The organism is Rheinheimera sp. EpRS3 (assembly GCF_001513785.1).
GTDB lineage: Bacteria > Pseudomonadota > Gammaproteobacteria > Enterobacterales > Alteromonadaceae > Alishewanella.
The window spans coordinates 579835-604129 of record NZ_LNQS01000001.1 but is presented as its reverse complement, the minus strand read 5'-3'; the positions used below and the strand labels follow the sequence as shown (position 1 = coordinate 604129).

General features: G+C 52.4%; 13 protein-coding genes (1 of these 13 cut by a window edge). 6 read left to right on the top strand and 7 right to left on the bottom strand.

Features of this window, described 5'->3' with window-relative positions; all coding sequences use genetic code 11:
• Positions 1 to 26: 26 nt before the first annotated feature.
• Positions 27 to 1601, bottom strand: a complete 1575-nt coding sequence (gene murJ / locus AR688_RS02490; RefSeq protein ID WP_068228636.1) for a murein biosynthesis integral membrane protein MurJ — start codon at positions 1599 to 1601, stop codon at positions 27 to 29.
• Between the two features lie 175 nt (positions 1602 to 1776).
• On the opposite strand from murJ, the gene rpsT reads away from it, so the two are divergent.
• Positions 1777 to 2046 carry a 30S ribosomal protein S20 gene (rpsT, locus tag AR688_RS02485; RefSeq protein ID WP_068228633.1) on the top strand — a complete coding sequence of 90 codons (270 nt, stop codon included), beginning with the start codon at positions 1777 to 1779 and terminating at the stop codon, positions 2044 to 2046.
• 60 nt (positions 2047 to 2106) lie between these two features.
• On the opposite strand, the gene AR688_RS02480 is transcribed toward rpsT, so the two are convergent.
• Complete coding sequence (locus AR688_RS02480; protein WP_068228627.1) at positions 2107 to 2400, bottom strand: ArsR/SmtB family transcription factor; 294 nt, start codon at positions 2398 to 2400, stop codon at positions 2107 to 2109.
• 200 nt (positions 2401 to 2600) lie between these two features.
• On the opposite strand from AR688_RS02480, the gene AR688_RS02475 reads away from it, so the two are divergent.
• Entirely contained in the window at positions 2601 to 3932 is a 1332-nt protein-coding gene (locus AR688_RS02475) for a M28 family peptidase (protein ID WP_068228624.1), read from the top strand.
• Position 3933: 1 nt separating this feature from the next.
• Here AR688_RS02475 and AR688_RS02470 read toward each other — a convergent pair whose 3' ends face one another.
• On the bottom strand, positions 3934 to 4338 hold the full coding sequence (locus AR688_RS02470) for a hypothetical protein (RefSeq protein ID WP_068228618.1): 405 nt from the start codon (positions 4336 to 4338) through the stop codon (positions 3934 to 3936).
• A gap of 185 nt (positions 4339 to 4523) precedes the next feature.
• Here AR688_RS02470 and AR688_RS02465 point away from each other — a divergent pair, with 185 nt between their 5' ends.
• Positions 4524 to 4808, top strand: coding sequence for a hypothetical protein (locus AR688_RS02465; protein ID WP_068228615.1), 285 nt, complete (start codon positions 4524 to 4526; stop codon positions 4806 to 4808).
• Between the two features lie 69 nt (positions 4809 to 4877).
• Positions 4878 to 5468 carry a DNA endonuclease SmrA gene (smrA, locus tag AR688_RS02460; protein ID WP_068228612.1) on the top strand — a complete coding sequence of 197 codons (591 nt, stop codon included), beginning with the start codon at positions 4878 to 4880 and terminating at the stop codon, positions 5466 to 5468.
• 291 nt (positions 5469 to 5759) lie between these two features.
• Here smrA and AR688_RS02455 read toward each other — a convergent pair whose 3' ends face one another.
• Positions 5760 to 6341 (bottom strand): GNAT family N-acetyltransferase, encoded by a 582-nt coding sequence (locus AR688_RS02455; protein WP_068228610.1) that lies wholly within the window; start codon positions 6339 to 6341, stop codon positions 5760 to 5762.
• A gap of 1 nt (position 6342) precedes the next feature.
• Positions 6343 to 7263, bottom strand: coding sequence for a 2-hydroxyacid dehydrogenase (locus AR688_RS02450; RefSeq protein ID WP_068228607.1), 921 nt, complete (start codon positions 7261 to 7263; stop codon positions 6343 to 6345).
• A 377-nt stretch (positions 7264 to 7640) separates the two neighbouring features.
• Here AR688_RS02450 and AR688_RS20095 point away from each other — a divergent pair, with 377 nt between their 5' ends.
• Entirely contained in the window at positions 7641 to 8162 is a 522-nt protein-coding gene (locus AR688_RS20095; RefSeq protein ID WP_156420194.1) for a hypothetical protein, read from the top strand.
• Positions 8159 to 8887, top strand: a complete 729-nt coding sequence (locus AR688_RS02440; protein ID WP_068228602.1) for a 4'-phosphopantetheinyl transferase family protein — start codon at positions 8159 to 8161, stop codon at positions 8885 to 8887. The genes AR688_RS20095 and AR688_RS02440 overlap by 4 nt, the downstream gene beginning before the upstream one ends.
• Here AR688_RS02440 and AR688_RS02435 read toward each other — a convergent pair.
• Together AR688_RS02435 and AR688_RS02430 are read right to left on the bottom strand one after the other, a co-directional pair.
• Positions 8859 to 9644 carry a thioesterase II family protein gene (locus AR688_RS02435; protein WP_068228599.1) on the bottom strand — a complete coding sequence of 262 codons (786 nt, stop codon included), beginning with the start codon at positions 9642 to 9644 and terminating at the stop codon, positions 8859 to 8861. The genes AR688_RS02440 and AR688_RS02435 overlap by 29 nt on opposite strands.
• 23 nt (positions 9645 to 9667) lie before the next feature.
• On the bottom strand, positions 9668 to 24295 hold the 3' end of the coding sequence (locus tag AR688_RS02430; protein ID WP_068228597.1) for a non-ribosomal peptide synthetase. The gene runs 15405 nt beyond the window's last position; only the last 14628 of its 30033 coding nucleotides appear in the window; the start codon falls outside the window, past its right edge; it ends in the stop codon at positions 9668 to 9670.

Here is a 24295-nt window from a genome sequence, read left to right as displayed (position 1 = left end):
ATAAACCGCGCATTATAGCCACTTAATCATTTGCTTTCAGCAACAGAATTGGCTTTAAAATGCCGCAAACGCACACCAAGCAACCATAACAACAGAAAATATCCTGCAACTGCCAACCCACACAAGGTAATTAAACGCCACAATTGCACAGTAAAACTAAGTTGCACCCACTGCGCCAGTGTTGGTGTTTGCCAATAGAGCAACGCCGCCATCAGGCTACTGGCAATAACCAGTTTCAGCAAAAATATTGTGCTGGTTTTACTTAATTGGTATACCCCGGCCAGTTTTAAACCGCGATACAGTAAATAGGCATTTAAACTGGCCGACATCGCCGTCGCCAGTGCCAGACCGACATAGCTTAAAAAGGGTGCCAGCATCAGGTTAAACACCATATTGGCTACCATGGCAATAATGCCAATACGCACCGGTGTTTTAATGTCCTGACGCGCGTAAAAACCGGGCGCCAGCACTTTTATTAACATATAGCTAAGCAAACCGGTACTGTAGGCAATTAAGCTGTACGACACCATCAACACATCGTTCTGGGTAAACTCACCGCGCATAAACAACAGCGCAATAATCGGCTGCGCCAATACCATTAGTCCTGCCATGGCCGGTATACCAAACAAGGCGACAAAACGCAGTGACCAGTCCAGCGTCTGGCTAAAACGTTCTGTGTTGGCGCTGGCATGATGGCGGGATAAATTCGGCAAAATTACCGTTGCGATGGCAATACCAAATAAACCCAACGGGAATTCAATTAACCGGTCAGAATAATACAGCCAGCTTACAGCGCCGGTAAGTAAAAACGAGGCGATAACAGTATCAAGCAGTAAATTTATCTGACTTACCGACACGCCAAATAAAGCCGGTAGCATAAGTTTGCGGATTTTTACTACGTTTTCATCGCGCCAGCCCCACCTGGGCCGCACCAGCAAACCGGCTTTGGCTAAAAACGGCAACTGAAATAATAGCTGCACAACACCGCCAATAAATACGCCCCAGGCCAGCGCCATTGCCGGTTCATCCAATGTTGGCGCCATGTACACCGCACAGGCAATAATAGCGATATTTAAAAATACCGGTGTAAAAGCAGCCACGGCAAAGCGGTTATAGGTATTAAGTACAGCACCTGATAGCGCCACCAGGCTGATAAACCATAAATACGGAAAAGTAATTTTCAGCATCGTGCTGGCCAGTTCAAACTTATGCGCGTCCGGGCCATCGTTCAGCCATTCGACAAACCAACCCATGCCAAACAGCATGGCAACCAGCGGCGAAGCAATAACCCCCAGCAGTGTAACAACAGTTACAACCATACCCAGGCTACCGGTTACCCGTGCCAGCAATAACCGTACAGCGTCATCGCCATGTTTGGCTTTTACCTCAGCTAATACCGGCACAAATGCCTGCGAAAAAGCGCCTTCAGCAAATAAGCGGCGCAAAAAATTAGGAATGCGGTTGGCAAAAAAGAATACGTCGGCAGCAGCACCGGCCCCGATAAAGTTAGCCACTACTACATCGCGAACCAGCCCCAACACCCGCGAAATTAACGTCATAAAACTAACGATGAGGCCTGATTTTAATAACTTTGCAGACACTTAAACTTCCTTCTTCTGGCAGGCTGCTATTTTGCCCCTTTATTAACACAGATTACCAGTAGGCCGCCGGATTAAAATCTGCGTCTTTACCGTTAAAGCATTTGACAACGGGCCATTAAATAGGCATATTATGCGGCCTTTGATGGGTCCGGTTTAGTTTTTTAGGAGTGTTACCTTGGCTAACATTAAGTCTGCTAAGAAGCGCGCAATTCAATCAGAAAAACGTCGTCAGCAAAATGCTTCGCAACGTTCTATGATGCGTACTTTCATAAAGAAAACCTACGCAGCGGTATTAACTGCTGACGTAACTGCTTCAACTGAAGCATTCAAGAAAATGGTGCCTGTTCTGGATCGTATGGCTGCTAAAGGCCTGATTCACAAGAACAAAGCAGCACGTCATAAAGCTCGTTTAAATGCACATGTTAAAGCATTAAGCGTTGCTTAAGACACAGTTCCAACAAAAAAGCCGGCTAATGCCGGCTTTTTTGTTTTTGCTGCACAGCGATTAAGAGCAATATAGCTTGTGCAGCAAGGCAATCAGCGCTTCAGCTTCTTTGCTGTTGAGGCTATAAAATACTGTTTGCGCTTCTTTACGGGTTTTTACCAGCTTATGCCGGCGCAATAACGCCAGATGCTGCGACAAAGCTGACTGACTCAGCTCCAGCTTTTGATTCATCTCTCCGACTGACAACTCCCCTTCCAGTAAATGGCAGAGGATCAATAAACGCCGCTCATTGGATACTGCTTTTAACAGCTTTACTGCTTTAGCAGAATTTTTCAGCATATCCTGTAAATTCATTTCGTGTACCTGTATGTCTGGACGGCCCGATATTACCGCCTTCCTTATAAAGCGACAATATAATCATTCTTATTTAACAAAGAATAACACTTTCTGCTTTACCTCAGCGGCAAACGCCAGCTTTTAGCGTGCATCACTTCGGCAGCGAAAAAAAAGGTGCTACAGTCTGCACACTACAATAACAAAGGGAACAAGCAACGATGAAATTATGGTTAACCACGCTGGCTACCGCACTTAGCCTGCAAATCTCAGCTCAGGAACTCACACTGGATAACACCCTGGCTTACCAGTTGACAGAATCGATCACGGTAGAAGTGGGCCAGCGACTGGCCGGCAGCGAAGCCGATGCCCGGGCAGTCGCCTGGGCCGAGCAGAAATTTAAGCAACTGGGCTATGACAAAGTCTGGACCGAACCATTTACCATGCAATACTGGGAGCGTGGCAATGCCAGCCTGAGTGTTAGCGCGCCTTTTCATCAAAATCTGGTGGTTACCGCTTTGGGTGGTTCTGTCGCCACTCCGTTTGACGGCATTAATGCCCAGGTAGTGATGTTTGACAGCCTGGAGCAGCTAAAACAAGCCGATGCCACGCTGGTAAAAGATAAAATTGTGTTCATTAATAAAAGTATGGGTAAAGACAAACTGGGTACCTTTTATGGATCAGTGGTTGGCGCGCGCGCTCAGGGTGCGGTAGAAGCAGCAAAATTGGGCGCCAAAGCTATTATTATCCGCTCGGTAGGCACCAGTATTAACCGTTTTGCCCATACCGGCATTATGCGTTACAACGATGAAGTAGCACGGATCCCGGCAGCGGCTGTCTCCGTACCCGACGCCATGCAACTGGCTAAAATGCTCAGCCGTCAGCCAGAACTGACACTGCACTTACAAATGCAAAACAAATTACCCGGCGAAGTGGTAAGCTATAACGTTATTGCCGAGATCACCGGCAGCAAATACCCGGATGAAATTGTATTGATAAGCGCCCACATTGATTCGTGGGATGAAGGTACAGGCGCACTGGATGATGGTGCAGGCGTAGGTATTGTTATGGCCACCGGCGCTTTGCTAAAACAACAAGGCCGATCAGAACGCACGGTACGGGTAGTGTTATTTGGCAATGAAGAAGGCGGCTTAGTCGGTGCCCGTGCTTATGCTGCCAAACACGCCGCAAACCTTAACAAGCACGTATTTGCTTCAGAGTCTGACTTCGGTGCAGGCCGGATCTGGCGACTGGATACCGGCTTTGGTGAAAAAGCACTGACCTTTGGTAAAACACTGCAGCAAAAACTGGCGCCGCTGGGTATAGAAATGGGTGATAATACCGCCTCTGGTGGCCCGGATGTATCTGTTTTAAAAGCGCAAGGTGTACCGGTTGCCAGTTTACAACAAGACGGTACAGATTATTTTGACTACCACCATACCCCTAACGATACGCTGGATAAAATTGATCCAGCCGCGATGCAGCAAAACCTGGAAGCCTGGTTAATTACCACTAAAGCTATCGCAAACAGCCGTATTGATTTAAGGCAGTAAGCTAACCGCGTAAACGCAGTGGTCTGGCTTTAACCGGCACAGGCCGCTGATGTTTACGATAACTACTGCGTAATAGCCATAACTGTATACCCACTACCAGCATGATCATTGCTGAAGGATAAAAGTACACATTGTCACTGCCGGTAAACAGCAACAATGCCACTATGCTGTAGTTAAAAGGCAGCATCTCGTAGAACCAGAACGGTAGTGCCCCGCCGTACTTATTTCTGGCATCTTTAATATCTGAGCGACGGTTATCTGAGCGCAATACCCAGATCACAGCACCGGCAAACACGATAAGTAAGCCAGAAACAACGGCCAGCCACGAGTTTATTCCCAGTAAAATTGCACTACCAATAGCAATATATGCATAAGGTATCGTTTCATATAATTTTGCCGGCAGCATCAGTGAACCCCCTCCTTGTTCAGCTGAAATTAAGTGTAGAACAACTTTTAGTTTCTGTATGACAATGCCATTACAACCATTAATTAAACTAATCTGAAAACAGCAAAATTCCTCAGTTGAGTAACACTACACTGAACAGCATAATGCGCACAAATTATAGTCAGCCAGATACGCAGGAAAACGTTATGGAAAACATTATGTTCGATATCATCAGCTGGGTTGGCTTAACAATCTGTATTGGCGCGTTTTTTATTAAAGACGTGTTCTGGTTACGTTTAGCCACACTAATTGGTTGCAGCCTGTTGTTTGTTTACTACAGCCATATTGCCATTCCACAGGGTGTTATCTCTAATTTATTAGTATTATTAATTAATGCTTACTACTTGCTGCGCTTTGCCAAAGCCCGCAAAGCCGAGAAGGCCGCCCAGCAAAATCCGGCTACTGCGCCACTGGCTACTCAGGCCGAATAACAACACACTACTTTTGTCTGGCGGCAGTGCGGGCTATAATTGCCGACCGATCAGACAGGAGTACCCGCTATGCAAAACGATGAATCAGACTTGTTTCTGCAGGAGATGTCTGGTGTAACGCCATTATCTCAGGACGCCGTATTGCTTGAGAACGGCGAGTTCAGCCCTACGTTGGCACAACAAGCAAGGCGTAAAGCGGCTGAACAGGAAATGGAGTACGATGCTAACTATCTCAGCATGGAATATGTTGATCTGGTAAAGCCGGACGAGCCCTTCACTTACAAAAAAGATGGCGTGCAGGATGGTGTATACCGCAATTTGCGCTTAGGTAAATATCAGCTGGACGCCACATTAAACCTGCTGGGCAAAAGCCTGAGCGATGCCCGCCGCGAGCTGTTTTTCTTTATTGAAGATTGCCATAAACGTGGCATCCGCACTTTGCTTATTCACCACGGCATGGGCCGCAATAGTAAACCGCACCCGGCAATATTGCGCAGCTACGTGTTTAAATGGTTACCACAAATAGCAACAGTGCTGGCCTGTAATACCGCACAAAAGCAACACGGTGGTTATTCCGCCACTTATGTTTTACTGCAAAAGAATGCTGAACAAAAACGTGAAAACAGAGAGTTGCATAGCAAACGCGGCGCACAGAAATAACTAACCCCCGGCAAGCCGGGGGTTAGATTTAGTCAATCCTTATGACTGTATTCGATTCCTGCTATCCGCCACACAACAGACAGACAGCTTCGGCTTTGGTCAAAAATGCCGATAACGCCATTAAACACACCACAATGGCGATTGCGGTAAAGCCAAAACCCCGACTGGACGCTTTACTCATAACTAACCTCGGTAACGCATTTTATTATTTTAATTAGCAACTTGGCCTAAGTTTCCTTAAGCCGTCACTGAGTGTAGTTAAGTTGTAACAAAGTTACAATAACTGTGTATTTAACCAGCCTTTTCAACGTGATGCGCTAACGCTGAATAGACAAAATCTGCCGCCAGCAAACGGCTGTCATTCAGCTGCGGTAAAGCTTCCGTACTGTGTTCAATATGGGTAATAACAAAACCGGCTTGCTGGTAATTTTTCAGCGCTGACGGGTGATCGGCACTGCAGGTATGCAGCCATATTTTACTGGCTTGCCACTGTGCCGCCTGCACTATAGCGGCTTGTGCCAGCTTTAGCCCCAGGCCCTGGCCGATAAATTGCGGCAATAAGCCAAAAAACTTAATCTCCACACTATGATCAGCGTGCTTCAATAACTCAATGTAACCTGCCGGTGTACCTTTTACCCACAGCAGCCAGGTACGTACCTGCTGTTGTGTCAGATAATCCAGCCACTGCTGATAATTCCAGCTTAAGCGGCTAAACCAGCGCCAGGGCCCGCCCACTGTTCTAAACATAAACTGGCTGAGCTCGGGGCTGATAACCTCAGCCTCTGCCAACTGTGCGCCATCCGGCCATTTTGGTGGCTGTGGCGCTGGCGCATCAAACTGCAAAAACCAGGTGGTAATGTCTGTGGTGTGCATTTTAATATCCCCTGCCAATATCTACCGGATTTAGCAAAGCTTCACCGCGCTGGCTACGCCGGTAATTATCAGCAATTTGTTCAACGACAGCACTAACATCTGTCACGGCTGAAACGTGCGGTGTAATAAGCACAGCCGGATGGCTCCACAATGGATGTTCTGCCGGTAACGGCTCCTGGCAAAATACGTCCAGGCACGCAGCCTGCAATTGGCCGTTGTCCAGCGCGGCCAACAATGCGGTTTCATCAACAATATCGCCACGCGCCACATTAATAAAAATGGCGCCAGGCTTTAAACTGCTGAAAAACCCCTCTGAAAGCATCTGCTGCGTTGCCGGCGTTAGCGGTAGTAAGCAAATGATAATATCAGCATCAGCTACAGCCTTAGTAAAGCCTTCTGCACCATAAAAATAGCTGACATGCTCAAGCTGCTTCGGCGTTCTGGCCCAGCCAGTCACGCTATAACCCAGGCTGGTAAAATGCGTGGCGGCAGCGGCTCCCAGCTCGCCTAGGCCAAGCACAGCAATATGCGCAATGCGTCTTGGGCTTTTCGGCTTCCACTGTTTTTGTTGCTGCTGCGCGCTGAACACATCTAAGCGTAAGCGGTAGTAACTGACCACACCATCAAGATAGCGCACCATGGTATCTGTCAGCGTAGGGTCAACAATACGGGCGATAGGTAAGGCGGGCAAAGTGGGGTCAGCCAGTATGGCGTCAACCCCGGCGCCAAAACACTGCACCGCTTGTAAAGCAGGCAGGCTGGCCAGGCTACCATGCGGTTGCTTCCATACCACGGCAAATTCAACGGCTGCCGGGTTACGGATCTGCGGCCAAACTTCAATCTCGGTATCAGGCAAAGCCTGTGCTAAGCGTTGTTGTAAATCGTCAAGTTTACGATCTGGAATAATCAGAGCTAGGGTCATAATTTACCTTAGGTTTTAATTGCTGCTTTATACTTGTGGCTAACACGCAATGAAGTTAACATTTGCATCACCTTATAAAAACATCGTTATCCAAAATGCCAAAAAATATCTTTTTGCCTGTACTGTGGCTAACTATGCTCCTTTACGTTATCAGCGCCGCAGGCATGTCACATGCAGCGGTGCCTGTTACACCACAGCAAACTGCTAAGGCATTACCGCAGGAGACACCTGATAGTATGTCAGCCCATTTTAATTTGCTCTTTATGGGCAATAGTCACACTTCGAGTCACAACCTGCCGCAGTTAGTAGCCCAACTGCTTCAGTCCGGCATATCAGGTGCAAAAGTCGAAACCCGGCTAGCATCTGGTTACCATTTTTTGGATGAACGTCTGCAGCATCAGGCCAGTACTAAACTACTAAGTGACGGTAACTGGAGCCATGTGATCCTGCAGGCACAAAAATACAGCACAACAGGACGCTATTTCTACCCCACTGATGCTGCAGAAGAGTGGATAAGACGTATTAATGCTAAAAATGCCCGCGCTATAATGTTTCCGGAGTGGCCCAGACGAGGTAACAAAGAAGAGGGCCACCGCATACATCAGCTGCATCAAAGTATTGCCAAAGCTGAACCTGCCTGTGTTGCTCCTATCGGCTTAGCATGGGAACAAGCATTACAAGATAACCCCAGGTTAAAACTCCATTCCAGTGATGGTAATCATGCCGCTTTTGAAGGTGCATTTTTGACGGCTCTGGTGTTGTATGGAACTATCAGTACACAAGATCCCGCTAACTTAGGCGAAATCAGTGGTATTAAGATCAGCCGGGATACCCAGGCTGAACTCAGGCAGGCAGCCTCAGCCACATTACGCCAGCACGCGCCCTGCGCAAAAAAATGATATCCGCGCAACACATTACTGCCAATGTATTCGGGCCAGTGGCACCTGTCCGGTTTAATCTGCAACCGGAAGTTCTGGCTGTCCGCTGTCCGTTCGATGTCAGCCGCTATGATGATGCGCTATTTGGTCACTATGGTATTAGTATGCCAAGTCAGCTGTGGCAGGCTGTGCCTAAACGCCGCTGCGAGTATCTGGCCGGCAGAATGCTGTTTCAGCAATTATTACATCACTACCAGTTGCCTTCTTGCCAGCTACTCAATACCTTATCAGGCGCACCAAGCTGGCCTGCGGGTTATATTGGTTCAGTCAGTCATGCTGATGGCAATGCTATTTGCTGCATGATGCCGGATAAAATATACCAGGCGATAGGAATAGACATTGAAACGATACTTGGCGCCAACAGCGACACTGAGCTTGCATCGCACATTGTTCAACCAAAAGAGCAACACTTATTACTCGGGACCGCTGCTGTTACTTATGCCGAAGCGTTAACCATTGCTTTTTCTGCCAAAGAGAGTCTGTATAAGGCGCTATACCCTAAGGTACAACGTTTCTTTGGTTTTGAAGACGCTGAATTAATTAAGATACTGACAGACAAACAACAATTTACCCTACGATTAACCACTGACCTAACCCCGCAGCTCACGATGGGCATGTTATTTCATGGACATTACTGTTTTGTTGAACAGCAAGTAATCAGCCTGATAGCACTGCCTTCGTGTTAGCTATTGTGGCTTTCGCCTGTTGACAGTGCGGCAACAGCGCAAGCTCAATAACATGTGCCATTTTAGTTAAGTGTGTATTTATAAAGAAATGATCGCCATCAATGATATGGTGCTGGCAACTACCTGCAAACAGCTGCTGCCATGCCAGCACATTTTCTGCTGGTACATCTTTGTCAAAACGCCCTGCCATACTGGTCAGATCTATTGCGGGGGGATTAACTGGCGGACATTGATAGTCGTAGCCCAGTTTAAAATCAGCCCGTAATGTGGGTAACATCAGTTCCATCAATTCATCATAAGCCAGCAGCTCCTGTGGTGTACCACCAAGCAAAGCCAACTCTTGCCGGAATTGCTGATCAGCCAGTAAATGTATAGGCTCACGTTGTATACCCAGCTGCGGCGCAGAACGTGCAGCCATAAACACATGCCGTACATCTGCCTGCTGCAGGCGATGAGCAACCTCATATGCTTGCAGGCAACCATTACTGTAGCCGAGCAGGGCAAAAGGTTTATCAGCGCAGGCCTGGATCTGCGGCGCCACCGCCTTGGCAATATCTTGCGCCGAGGTCAGTGCAGGCTCAAACATTCGGTTACCCCTGCCGGGTAACTGCACCGCTACCAGCTCAATTTGCTCTGACAGCAATCTGGCTAACGGAAAATAAATCGCGGCCTGGCCGCCGGCATAGGGAAAGCAGAACAATCGCAACTTCGCTGCCGGCTTGGACTTAGGCACTATAAACCATTCATTTTTATACATATTGCACTCCATCTGCACAGCGGCTATAGCCAGCCGCTCTCCACTACAGGTGCGGCATGTTCGTCAATATAAACGGCCAGTTGCTGCACATTACTATGTTCGAACAGTACACGGACGCTAAGCTCCAGCCCCATGCGGCTGTTCAATTCGGTGATCAACCGCATGGCCAGCAATGAGTGACCACCCAGCGCAAAGAAGTCGCTGCTGGCACTGACCTGCTCCAGCTGCAACACCTCACACCACAGCGCCGCCAGCTGCTGCTCCGTTTCTGTCGCCGGTGCAACATAATCACTGCTTTGCACCGCCTCATCCGGCAAGGCCAGCAGCGCCCGTTTATCCAGCTTGCCATTTGCCGTCAACGGCAGTGCTGTCAGCAACACATAACGCCCCGGCATCATATAGGCCGGTAATTGCCCTGCGGCTGCGCTAAACACCTCGCCTAATGCGCCCTCATCTGCCATCACCAGGTAAGCCACCAACTGCTGCTCTTCCTGCGTCTGTCCGCTTACCAGCACTACCGCATCGCTTACCGCTGCGTGCGACAGCAAAACCCGGCTTATTTCCGACAGCTCTATCCTGAAACCCCTGAGCTTAACCTGCTCATCCAGTCGACCATAAAAAACATACTCGCCGTCTTCTCTTTGTCGCACCAGGTCGCCACTGCGGTAATAGCGCTCATCGCTGTCAACATCACGCATAAAGGCCGTATCGGCCTGCGCATTATTATGATACCCCTGCGCCAAGCCACAGCCACTGATACACAACTCACCAATAAATCCGGCCGGCAATACTGCGCCTGCCCGGTTGCGTACACTTAGCCCCGTGCCCCACACCGCCTGCCCTATCGGCAGACGGTGCGTGACATCGAAGCCTCGCGGCACGGCGTAACAGGTTGTCATCACGCTGTTTTCTGTCGGACCATACGCATTCACCAGTTGTACCTGACTATTGTGCTGATACAACACGGCCGCTGCCTGGTTCGGGAACACATCGCCCCCTACCAGCACGTGACGCAGCGCATTGTTGGCAATACCCTCACCCTGCTTCACCCACTGCTCGAACAGCGCCGGCGTCATCAGCGCCGTGCTGATGTGCTCGCGGTTGATAAGCTCCCCAAGTGCGCTGGCATCAATAAAGCTATCCGGATACAACACTAACGCACCGCCGTTGACCAGCGGCCCCCATATTTCGAACACCGCACCGTCAAACGCCATCGATAACAGCTGTACACTGCGACTGCCCGGCATAAAACCAAACAGCGACTGATTATGCCGTAACAGACGCATTATCGCCTGATGACTCACCGCCACGCCCTTGGGCTTGCCTGTCGTGCCGGAGGTGTAAATCAGATAAGCCAGCTCATCGGCCCTCCCCGTTTCAGCGATATCCGCAGGCCAGTGATAGCCGCTTTCATCCAGCGTGCTAAGCTCCGTGCTGGCAGCGGCACAGTCTACGTCTTGCAGTTGAGCACTGTGCTGACATAACACATGGCTTACCCCGGCATCCTGCAGGATGTAACTTATCCGGGCGGGCGGATAATTCGCCGCCACAGGCACATACACCGCGCCCAGTTTCAACACGGCCAACAGGGCACTGATAAGCTCGACAGAGCGCTCGGCGACCACGGCAACTTTATCCAGCCGTTTAACCCCCTGCGCAGCTAAATACCCGGCCAGGCGTGATGCGCGCTTATCCAGTTCACGATAGCTTAAACGCTGTTCGCCATAACACAGCGCTTCTTGCTCCGGCGTCCGTGCTACCCAATGTGCAAAGCCCTGCTCTAAACGCTCGGCCGGCGCACTCAGTAACGCGACGTTTTGCTCAGCCGTGCAAAGCCTATAATGACTCAGCTTCTTAGCTGGCTGGGCCGCGATTTGCTCCAGCAACTGCATAAAGGCAGCCGCTACGGTGCGGATACTGCGCTCACTGAACAAGTCCGTGCAATAACCCCAACTAAAGTACAGCCCGTCAGTGTCGGTTATTGCCGTCAGCGTCAGGTCGAATTTGACGCTGCTCTGCCGGTCCCGCTGGTAAGGCGTAATCGCCAGCTCCGGCAACTCCAGGGCAACCTGCTCGTTGTTCTGCAACACAAACAGTACCTGGAATAACGGGCTATGGGCTAAGCTGCGCTCAGGTTTTACCGCCTCAACCACCAACTCAAACGGCACATCCTGATTACTCTGCGCCGCCAGGTGCATACCCCGGTTACGCTGCAATAATTCACTGAAGCTCGGGTCATCGCTTAAATCCGTTCGCAGCACCAGGGTATTAACGAAGAAGCCTATCAGCGCTTCGGTCTGCTGCTGGGTACGGTTTGCTACTACCGTGCCCATCACAATGTCCTGCTCATTGCTCCAACTGCCCAGCAAGGCCGCAAAGGCACTTTGTAATGTCATAAACAAGGTGGCGCTGTGAGCCTGGCCAATTTGCTGCAACCGGTTCAGAACATCCAACGACACTTCACTGCCAATAAAGTGGCCGCGCAGGCTTTGTACCGCCGGACGCACTTTATCGGTGGGCAGGTTATGCCGCTGTGGTGCCCCCGCCAGTTGCTGCTGCCAATAACCCAGCTGGCGGTCAAACTCCTGCTCAGCCAGTTGCTGTCGCTGCCAGCGCGCATAGTCACTGTATTGAATAGCCAGCGCCGCAGGCACCAGTGCATGCCCTTCATAACGCTGACGGTAAGCAGTAATCAGCTCGCGCAGCCACAGCCCCATCGACCAGCCATCACTGGCAATATGGTGCATTAACACCAGCAGTAAATGTTTATCATCCGCCAACTTAGCCACATACAGCCGGCACAAGACATCCTGTTGTAAATTAAAGTGATACTGGCTGGCCTGCTTCAGCCAGGCATTTGCCGCCTCAACCTGGGCCTCTCCACTTAGCAGACTCAAGTCTGTCAGTTCCAGGTTGAAGCCGTCGCTGCTCATCAGCTGCTGCATCTGCCCCTGCGCTGTCTCAACAAAGCAGGTGCGCAAACTGTGGTGCCGCTCAATAATATGCCGCGCCGCCTCATGCAGCAGTGTCAGATTAAGCTGGCCTTCCAGTGCATAACAATACGGCATGTTATACAGCGCAGGCGCATTCTCCAGATGACTGACAAACAGAATGCGCTGCTGGGCATAAGACACCGGCTGTAACTGCTGGTAGTCTTCTGCCGGTATAATACTGCCCAGCGTACTGCCTTGCGCTTGCAATAAGCGCTGCGCCATCTCGCTCAGCACCGGGGCCTCAAACACCAATCGTACCGGTAACTCCAGCGCCAGTTGCTGCCGGATTGCCGCTATCAACCGCATGGCCAGCAAGGAATGACCACCCAGCGCAAAGAACTGCGCCTGGCGTGACACCTTGTCCAGCTTCAGCACCTGACACCAGATCTGGGCCAGGGCTTGCTCCATTGGCGTCTGCGGCGCGGCATAGTCCTCTGTCGCTGCCAACTGGGGCAGTGGCAGGGCCTTACGGTCTACCTTGCCACTGACCGACAGGGCAAACTGCCCGACTTCGATAATATGTTGCGGCAGCAAGTATTGTGGCAGCGCGCTCACTAACTGACGCTGTAGCGCTTCAATACGCCCTGCACACCCCGCTGCCGGCACAATATAGGCCACCAGCACCTCGCTGCCCGCGCGATCTTCCTTCACCGCCGCCACGGCTTGCGCCACACCATCCAGTTGCAGCAAGGCCGCTTCGAGCTCACCCAGCTCTATCCGGTAACCGCGCAGTTTAACCTGGTGATCACCCCGCCCCAGAAACAGCAAGCTGCCATCACTGAGCCAACGCACCAAGTCGCCGGTACGGTACATCCGGCTGCCTGTTGGGGCATTACCCCACTCCGCGCTGAAGCGCTCTGCCGTTTGCTCCGCCCGGTTCAGATAACCGGCGGCCACACCCGCACCGGCCACATACAGCTCACCGATAGCGCCCACCGGACTGAGCTGTTGTGTACTGTCCAGCACGTAGAAGCGGGTGTTGCTTATCGGCTTACCAATAGCAATGCTGCTCCCCTGAGGGGTTTCTGATAAGGGGTTAACACTACAGCCGATGGTCGTTTCGGTCGGGCCATAATGGTTAAAGATCTTCGCCGCAGGCATCTGCTCGCGCATTTGCTGATACAGGCTGGTCTTAAATTCCTCACCGCCCAGCATCAGGCTGTGCGCGGCGCTGACCGGGCCTTCCAGCTCTGCCAGCAACGCCTGCATTTGCGTGGGGGTGACTTTAATATATAACCGCTTACTGCCAGACAGGTGTAGCGCCGCACTGCGGTACAAGTTGTCTTCATCGGCAATGTACAAACAACCACCGGTCAGTAACGGTAAATACAGATTCGGAATAGTGCCATCGAAGCTAAAAGAGCTCAGCAGAATCGCACCCGCCAGCGAAGCATCATAATAATGCGCTTTGGCATGCTGCAGATAATTGCTCAGGTTGCCATGAGTAATGGCCACACCTTTGGGCTGCCCCGTTGAGCCTGAGGTATAAATTACATACGCCAGTTGCGTCGCACTCACCTGCGGCCAGCTCATAGCGCTCAGCCCTGTAAGCCCGGCAAGCTCAGCCTGCACCTCTGCCGTATCCAGCGCGACCAGGGCGACGCCCTCAGGTAAGCGCTGCGCCACCGCCTGATGGCCCAGCACCAGCACCGCGCCGGAGTCCGACAACACATAGTGCAACCGCTCATCCGGGTAGGTCACATCGACCGGCAGATAGGCCGCACCGGCACGCAGCACCGCCAGCATCGATACCACCAGATCAATCGACTTCTCCAGACAAATCGCCACCACATCATTGGCCACCACTCCGCGCTTAAGCAACAGCGCAGCTACCTGATCAACCCGGGCCGTTAACTGCTGATAGCTCAACTGGCCTTCACGGCTATGCACCGCCAGTGCCGTCGGTACCGCGGCCATTGCCTCACTGAGCAACTGGTTAACCAACGCCGGGCCGAAGTCCTGTGCGGTGGCATTCCACTGACGAAGTAAACTGCGGTCCTGTGTGGTCAGTAAATCATAACCTGCCAGCGCCAACTGTGGCTGCGCCACCAGTTGACTTAGCAACTGCTGGTAACTGCCGGCCAAACGCTCAATGCTCTGGCGCAGGAACAAGTCGGTGTTGTATTCAAAGCTCAGGTGCAACTCACCGTCAAACTCTACCGCCGACAGCTTTAAATCAAACTTGGCGCTGTCACGGCTTTGTGCCACACCGCTGACGCTAAGGCCACTGAACTCAACATCCGTCTGCTCGTTGTTCTGCAAGGTAAACAACACCTGGAACACCGGGCTGTAGCTTAAGCTACGCTCCGGCTGCAACTGCTCAACCAGCAGCTCAAATGGCAACTCCTGATGCTCAAACGCATTGAGCACCATGTCGCGACTGTGACTTAGCTGCTCGGTGAAACTGCGCTGCCAGTCCAGCTGATGGCGCAGTACCAGGGTATTAACAAAGAAGCCAATCAGCGGCTCTACTTCTTTCACCGTTCGTCCCGCCACCGGTGTGCCAATGACAATATCGGTTTCATTACTGTAGCGGCTGAGCACCAGAGCAAAGGCGGTATGCAACAGCATAAACAACGACGACTGTTGCTGCTGCGCCAGTTGCGTTACTTCATTGAGCGTCGCTGCATCCAGCACCAGGTTAACCCGGCTGCCGCGGAAGCGCTGCACCGCAGGGCGCGGCTTATCCAGCGGCAGGTTATGCACTTGCGGCAAGCCTTGCAGTTGCTTGTGCCAGTATTGCGTTAACCGCGTAAAGGCCTCTCCCTGCAGTTGCTCACTCTGCCAGCGGGCAAAGTCGCTGTACTGCACGCTCAGCGCACTCAGTTGCACAGCCTGACCACTTGCCAGCACGTTATAGCTCTGGGCTAACTCCCGCTCCAGTATGCCAAACGACCAACCGTCACAGGCAATATGGTGCAGGCACAGCGACAGAATATGCCGCTTGGGTGCCAGGCGAATAACACAACCGCGTAGCATCAGCGCTGAACTGAGCGCAAACGGCGTCGCCGTATCACGGGCCAGCCACTGCTCCAGTGCGCTCTGCTGCTCTGCCTCTGTCAGCGCCGATAAATCCAGTTGCGATAAACTAAATTCGGCATCGCTCAGCACCTGCTGATACGGCCCGTCACCGTCATCACGGAACACCGTACGTAACGTATGGTGGCGCGCTACCAGTAATTGCAGGGCCTGCTCCAGCGCGTCAACATCCAGCTCACCATCAAACTGATAGCGGGCCGGCACGTTGTAGTTAGCGCTGCCTTGTTCCAACTGATCAATAAACCACAACCGCTGCTGCGAGAACGACAACGCGACCTTATCACCCACCGCCGTGCTGGCACTCAGGGCATGACTACTCACCTGACGGCCCTTGGTTATCAGCTGCGCCATCGCACTTAATACCGGGGCTTCAAACACCTGCCGGATACTGAACTCCACGGTAAACTGCGTACGCACCGCCGTTACCAACCGCATAGCCAGCAATGAGTGACCACCCAGCGCAAAGAAGTCACTGTGGCGCAGTACCACCGCAGCTGGCAACAACGACTGCCACAACTGGGCTAACTCAATTTCGGTATCGCTCTGCGCTTGTTCACCCTCAATCTCCGTGTGCCACACTATAGCTGGCAACGCAGCTTTGTTGACCTTGCCATTGCCGGTGAGTGGGATAGCGCTTAACTGCATCCAACCTTTGGGCCACATATAGTCCGGCAATTTACCGGCCAGATGCTGCTGTAACAGCGCGGGGTCAACGGCTTCATTTGCTGCACTGACAAAATACGCCACCAGTTGCTCGCCATGGGCAGAGCTCTGTAACAATACCGTCGCATCACTGATCTGCGGATAATTCAAAATACAGTGTTCTATTTCACCCGGCTCGACCCGGAAGCCGCGGATTTTCAGCTGCTGATCGGCACGCCCCCGATAATCATACTGGCCCTGGTGGTTTAGCCGCACTAAATCGCCGCTACGATACCAGCGTGCTGTGCGGCCATTCAGTTGCAACTGCACAAAGCGCTCAGCTGTTAATTCAGCAGCACCGACATAACCGATGGCCAGGCAATCGCCGCCCAGATACAGCTCGCCTACGGCACCCGCCGGCACCGGTTGTTGGTGTTGATCCAGCACACAGATACTGGTGCCGGCAACTGCCGCACCAATGGGCGGTAATAATGGCCACTCAGCTGCTGCTGAACTAAGCACGCATTCAGTTGTGACATGCGTTTCTGACGGGCCATAATGATTTACCAGCCATGCCTGGGGTTGCTGTTGGAATAATTGCCGGATCTCGGGTGTTATACGCAGTTGCTCGCCGGCCGTAACCAGTACCTGCAAGTCACTGAGTTGGCTGTTACTGCTAAGTACCGCATGCGCCAATACCTGTAGCACTGCATACGGCATAAAGATCCGGCCGATATGATATTGCTGCAACAGGTTGATCAACCTGGGCATATCCAGCCGGCTCTCTTCATCTGCCAGCACCAGAGTGCTGCCAGTGGTCAATGCTGTCACCATTTCCTGTACCGACACATCAAATTGCAATGACGAGAACATCAAGGTCGGCACAGCTGTAGCCAACCGGGCCGCGCCCTGCTGCTGGTGAACCAGCAGCGCCAATAAGGTTCGGTGCGGTACCAGCACGCCTTTGGGCGTGCCGGTAGATCCGGAGGTGTGGATCAAATAGGCGGCGTGCTCCGCACTATGGTGAACATCTTGCAAAGCAGCGGATGCAAATGCCTGCAACTGGCTGATACTGAAGCTCAACTGCTGCACATTACTAATGTCAGGCTGGCTAAGCTCAGGCCGCTGCAGTTCTGCCGTGGTAAGCAAGCGTTTTATGCCGGCATTACCAATAATCTGCTGTAAACGCTCTGCCGGCGCTTTAGCATCAAGCGGCGTGTAGACGGCGCCAAGCTTTAACAGCGCTACGAATACCAGCACCACCTCAGCGCTGCGTGGCCACATAACGCCGACCGGATCGCCTGAGCTGACGCCTTGCTGTCGCAACCAGCGTGCCAGTTGGTTCGACAGGTGATCCAATTCCAGATAACTGTATTGCTGTTGCCCGGCAATCAGTGCAGTGGCGGTTGGCGTACGTACAGCCTGCAGCTCAATCCACTGGCTGACACTGTCGATACCCGCTGGCAATGCCGAAGGCGCTTGCTCGATCAACACGTCGCTGGCCAGCGCCAGTCTTGATACTGCGCAGGCCGGGTTCTCAATAATGCTGTGCAACAAGTGCATGAAACAGCGGCTAAAACGGGTGATACTTTGCCCGGCAAATAAGTCGGTGTTGTATTCCCAGTTAAACTGCAGGCCGGTATCTGTTTCTGTGGCGATCAGCGTAAGGTCAAATTTGGCCAGTGCTGCCCGGCTACGCTGGGCTTCAATATCCAGCTGTTGCGAGTCGGCCTCGACCTGCTGGTTATTGTGTAACACAAACATCAGTTGAAATAACGGGCTGTAGCTCATGCTACGTTGCGGATTCAGCTGTTCCACCAGCAGTTCAAACGGCACATCCTGATTGCTTTGTGCATTCAGATGCGTCTGACGCGCCTGTTGCAGAGCGCTGCTGAACGTCGGATCTGCAGCAAAATCATTCCGCAGCACCAGGGTGTTAACAAAGAAGCCGACCAGATGATTCAACTCATCCCGCCGCCGGTTAGCTACAGGGCTGGCCATAACAATATCAGTTTCATTACTTAACCGGCTAACCAGCACGGCAAACGCGGTTTGCAACAGCATAAACAAGGTCACATCGTGCTGCTGTGCCAGTTGCTTTAACTGCTCAGTAGTCGCCAGATCCAGGCTGGCATCGAGCCAGGCTCCGTTGTAGGTCTGGCTGACGGGCCGGGCATTGTCTAACGGCAGATTATGCACCGCCGGCGCCCCTGCCAGTGCCTGACGCCAGAAATTAACCTGTTGCTGCAGCATGTCGCCAGCCAGCCATTCACGCTGCCAGACAGCAAAATCAGCATATTGTACCGGCAACGCCGCTAACGGGTTGGCCATGCCCTGACTAAAGGCGTCATACAACCGGACAAACTCTTCTGCCAGTAAGCCCATCGACCAGCCATCGGCAACGATATGGTGTACTGTCATCAGCAATAGATGCTCGTCATCAGCTATTTTCAGCAGTTTTACCCTGAGCATCAGGTCGTGCTGCAAATCAAAGGCCGTATTCGCTTCAGCCAGCGCAAGCTGTTGTTGCTGTTGTTGCCGCACTGCCTCAGGCTGACCGGTTAAATCCGTTACGGCCAAGACAAAATCAGCATCCGGCTGCAGCCATTGCAGCGGTACGCCATCCTGCTCAATAAAGCGGGTGCGTAACGTGGCATGGCGGGCAAAAATGGTGCTGAATACCTGTTGCAGACAGTTGTAATCCAGCGCACCGCGTAGCTGATACACCATCGGAATATTATAGTTACCACTGTCGCCATCCAGCTGATGCATAAACCACATCCGCTGCTGGGCGTAGGATAACACCGCCTTATTATCCGGGTGCTGCAGTGCTCGCAGTACCGCTTGCTGCTGTGCAGGTTGCGTCTGTTCTATAGCAATAGCGAGCAAGGCCACTGTATTGGCTTCAAAGATGGTTTTAACCGTTAGTTCGGTGGCAAATTCGGCAAAAACCGCATTAACCAAACGGGTCGCCAGCAAGGAGTGACCACCAATGCGGAAGAAGTTATCGTCCCGGCCGACTTGTTCCAGCCGCAGTAACCGCGCCCATATCGTCGCCAGCCGCTGCTCTGTGTCCCCCTGCGGGGCCTGATACGAGTGGCTTTGCTGCCAATTCACCTCAGGTAACTGGTGCCGGTCCACTTTACCGTTTGGTCGCAAGGCAAACTGCGCCATACAGTGGTAATACACCGGCTGCATATAGTCGGGCAGTTGCTGTGATAACTGCTGGCGTAACCGCACTATCAGCTGTTCCTGCTCGGAACTGTCGGTTAACAGATAAGCGATAAGCTGTTTATCCTCAGCACTGCCAACCACTTTTACCACCGCATTGCGTACGTCGTCGTCCTGCAGTAATTGCGCTTCAATTTCGCCCAGCTCTATGCGGTAGCCACGGATTTTTATTTGATCATCCATCCGGCCCAGACAGTGCAATTGCCCCAGCCAGTCGAACCGGCCCAAATCACCGGTACGGTAAACCCGGCCCACCGGCGTCTGGATAAACTTTTCTGCCGTTTGCTCTGGCAGTGCCAGATAGCCCAGCGCCAGGTTGCTGCCGCTGACCACAATTTCACCAATAGCCCCAGCAGCTACCGGTTGTTGTTGCTGATCCAGTAACAGCAGCTGAGTATTACTGATGGCCTGTCCTATAGGGACATACATGCTGTCCGCGGTGCCACGGCGACTGACATTGTAATAACTGATATCTGACATAACTTCAGTAGAGCCGTACAAGTTAATCAGCTCTGCCGGTGCCAAATCAGCAATGGCCTGACTGGCCAGTGAAGCCGGCAACGGTTCACCACTGACAAACCAGTAACGCAGTGCGTTCAGCGTCAGGCCTTTTTGTTGTTGATACTCCAACATACTGCGCAGTAATGATGGCGCCGTAACCAGACGGGAGATCTGCTGTTGTTGCAAACGGGCAAACAGTGCTGCCGGCTCTTTAACGTCAGCGCGATCAATCAGGTGCAGGGTCTGGCCAGATAACAGTGGCAGCCACAACTCCCACACGGCACGGGTAAACGCCATAGAAGTAATGTGACAACATTGCTCGTCCTGGCTAAACGGATAGTGCCCGCTCATCCACAACACGCGGTTAACAGTAGCAAGATGCGTACCGGCAACCCCCTTCGGCTGGCCGGTTGAACCCGAAGTGAAAATAACATGGGCTACGCTATCGGCAGTGATTTGGCTGTAATCCGGCATTTGGCTGTCACACTGCGTCACAGCCTGAATAAAATCAGCGTTATCAGTAATTAATTGCGGCACTTGCGCCGGCCACTGGTAGGCAGCGGCCAGTGCTGAGCTGCTCAGCACTAAACTGACATCAGCTGCTTGCGTCATATAGTTAACGCGCGCAGCCGGTAATTCAGTCGACAACGGCACATAGGCAGCGCCACATTTTACCACTGCCAGAATGGCCACTATGCGCTGCAGATCACGCGGCATCGCTATTGCCACCCGGCAACCTGCGCTTAGCGCATACTGTTGCTGCAGGTAGGCGGCCCACTGGTTACTCAGCTGTTCAAGCGCCTCGTAGCTCATTTGCTGGCCACCGTGTTGCAAGGCGGTGCGCTGCGCGTTTTGCTCGGCAATAACACTGAATAACGCCGGTATTGACGATGCCGCTAACGGTTGCCCCGCTTCAGGCTGCGGCCAGGAGGTACCCCAACTGTGAGACAGCACCGGCGTTTCCGGCGCTTGCTGCACCTGGTTCAGTAAATGACCAAACTGGGTGGCTGCCAGCTGGATCGACGATAACTCGAACAAATTCGCATCATATACCCAGTTTAAAACCAGCTCACCGCTACTGTCATCGGCGTACAGAGTAAGGTCGTACTTGTTTTGCACTTCGCCCAGGTTGAGCATTTCTACCTCAGTTTGATACAAACTGAACGGTTGTTGCTCATTATTGTTATAGTTCAGCATGATCTGAAACAGCGGCGTATGGGTCAGGCTGCGCTGTGGATTGAGCATTTCTACCAGCTTTTCAAATGGCATGGCGGCATGCTGATGCGCATCAAGTTGCACCGCTTTAACCTGCTGCAGTAGCTGCACCAGGCTTGGGTTGGCAGACAAATCAAGCCGCAGCACCAGCGTATTGAGAAACACGCCCATTAACCGGCTTAATTCCGGCTGGTTGCGTTGCGCCAGCGGCGTACCTATTACCACATCGCTGTCGTTGCCAAGCCGTGCCAGCAACACACTGAATACGGCATGCAACAGCATAAAATCAGATATCTGATATCGTCTGGCCAGCTGCTTTAATAAACTCAGTTCCGCCGCAGGGATCACCTGTGACCAGACCCCACCACGGTAGTTATGTTGCGCCGAGCGGGGCCGGTCCAGTGGTAAACTGTGTACCGCAGCAATACCCTGCAGCTGCTGACGCCAGTACTGCTGCGTCTGTTGCAGTTGCACGGCTGCATTGAGCCGTTGCCAGCTGGCATAGTCACGGTACTGCACTTGGTATGGCTCAAGTGTTAGCGTCTGTTGCTGACAAGCGGCCTGATAAAGTTGCTGCAGCTCCTGCAGGAAAATACCCAGTGACGCACCGTCAGTCGCAATATGGTGCATGCACAGCAACAATACATGATCGGTTGCCCCAAGCGATAACAGCTCTGCGCGCAGTAATATATCGGTATCTAACGCGAAGGGCTTAGCAGCTAGTTGATCGATCGCGTGCGTAATCGCCTGCGCGTGATCTGGCGCCAACTCAGTGTAGTCGCGCCGCACCAAGCTAATAGTTTTGCCCGGCATCACTTGTTGCCAGACCTGGCCGTCTTGTTCCAGGTAGCGGGTGCGCAATGACTGGTGCCGTTGCAGTAAGGTATCCAGCGCCTGCTGCAAAGCAGGCAGTTGCAATGGGCCGCGAATGCGCATTGCCAGCGGCATATTGTACTGACTGGCCTGCGGCGACATTTGCTGCATAAACCACAGACGTTCCTGAGCGAAGGACAGCTCAACCAACTGCTGCTCTTTGGTACAGACGCTCAGAGCGGGTAGCGCCGTTTCTGGCTGGCTTTGGCCAATGACGCGTGCCAAACGCCTGATACTGTCATGCTCAAACACTGTGCGCAGCGCCAGTTCAATGCCAAAGGCACGCTGGATCAGCATCAGCAACCGGGTAGCCAGTAACGAATGCCCACCCAGGGCAAAAAAGCTGCTGTCTACGCTAATTTCCTCTGCTGGCAGTTTTAGCAACTCTGCCCACAGTTGCTGCAATTGCAGCTCAATATCACCTGCTGCGGCGACAGTGTCGGTGCTGTGTTGGGTAAACTGCGGCAACGGTAACGCCCGTTTATCGACCTTGCCGTTAGCGGTTAATGGTAATGCCGGCAGCGACATAAATGCCGCCGGGATCATATACGCCGGTAGCAAGGTTTTCAGCTGCGCCCGCAGATTACTGGCAGAGTCTGTACGCCACTCACTATCAGCTGCCAGTACCAGATAGGCCACTAACTGCTGATGCTGTGCCGCATCCGGCAGGCAAATAACACAGGCTTGCTCCACTTGCGGTAGTTGGTTTAGCGCAACAGTGACATCAGACAGCTCAACACGGAAACCACGGATTTTTACCTGATCGTCACTACGCCCGAAATACTGCAATTTATTGTCGCCACGCCAACGCACTAAATCGCCTGTTTTATAAAATATGCCGGCATGGCCAGCAAGACGGACAAAACGTTCGGCACTCAACTGGGGTAAATTAAGATAACCACGCGCCACGCCTGGCCCGGCAACATACAGTTCGCCTATAGCCCCACGCGGCAGCAATTGTTGCCGTTCATCCAGGATCAGACAGTGGCTCTGCCCCAGCGGCAAACCGATAGCAGCATATTGGCCGGCGTGCAGTTGGCTTACCCGCTCGACAGTGACCACATGGGTTTCTGTCGGACCATAATGGTTCCATAACTGACAGCTGGCATGTTGTTGCATGAAGAGGCTGATGGCCTCATTGATAAACAAGGCTTCACCGGCAACGATAACCTGTTGCAGTGCCGGTAACGGTAATTGCTGGCTAAGTGCCTGCTCAGCCAGCAGGGCAAATACCGCTGGCGGGCAAAACAGCCGTTCAATATCAAGCTGTTGCACCAATTGCGCCAGCTGCACCAAATCACTTTTCTGCTCTGCGTTGATCAATTGCAAACAGCTGCCGGTCGCCCAGGCGGTTGCCAGCTCCTGCGCCGATACATCAAAGGTAAGTGGGGTAAACTGCAGCGTATTCAGCGCCTGTGCCTGGCCCAGTTGTTTTTGCGCCTGTACCAGATGCAATAAGGTGCCTTGCGTTTGACACACCCCTTTAGGCTGGCCGGTGGTACCTGAAGTGTACAGAATATAGGCCAGATCAGTTGTGGCAATGGCGCGGTTAAGCTGTGGTGGTGTCGACAGCTGGGCGGCAATCTGCGCCTGTACGCTACTGTCGTCCAGTAACTGCATGGCGCTATCCACTCTGAAGCGGTGGCTAAACTGCTGCTCTGTTAGCAGTAATACCGGTTTAGCATCCTGTAATATGTACACCAGGCGCTCTGGTGGTAATTCTGCATCCAATGGCAAATAGGCGGCGCCAAGCTTTAACACCGCCAGCACAGTCAGTATCTGGCTGATACTGCGATCCAGACATAAGGCAACGATATCACCCTGAGCCACGCCTTGTTGCGTCAGCCAGTGAGCATAGCGGTTGGCCCACTGTTCCAGTTCACGGTAAGTCAGCTGCTCCGCGCCCATTCGCAGCGCAGCCTGTTCAGGCCGCTGCTGTACCTGTTGCCGTACCAGGGCGGCAATGTCTGTGCTCACGTCAGTCGGCATGCCCTGAGCCAGTTGCAACAACTGCTGTTGCTGCTCGTCGCCCAGCAGTGGTATCTGTGGCAGTAACTGCATACTGTGCTGTGTTACCTGTTGCAGTAGATGCAGCAAACTGTCAGCCCAGGCAGTAATAGTGGCTGGGGCAAAAATATCGCTGTTGTATTCCCAGAT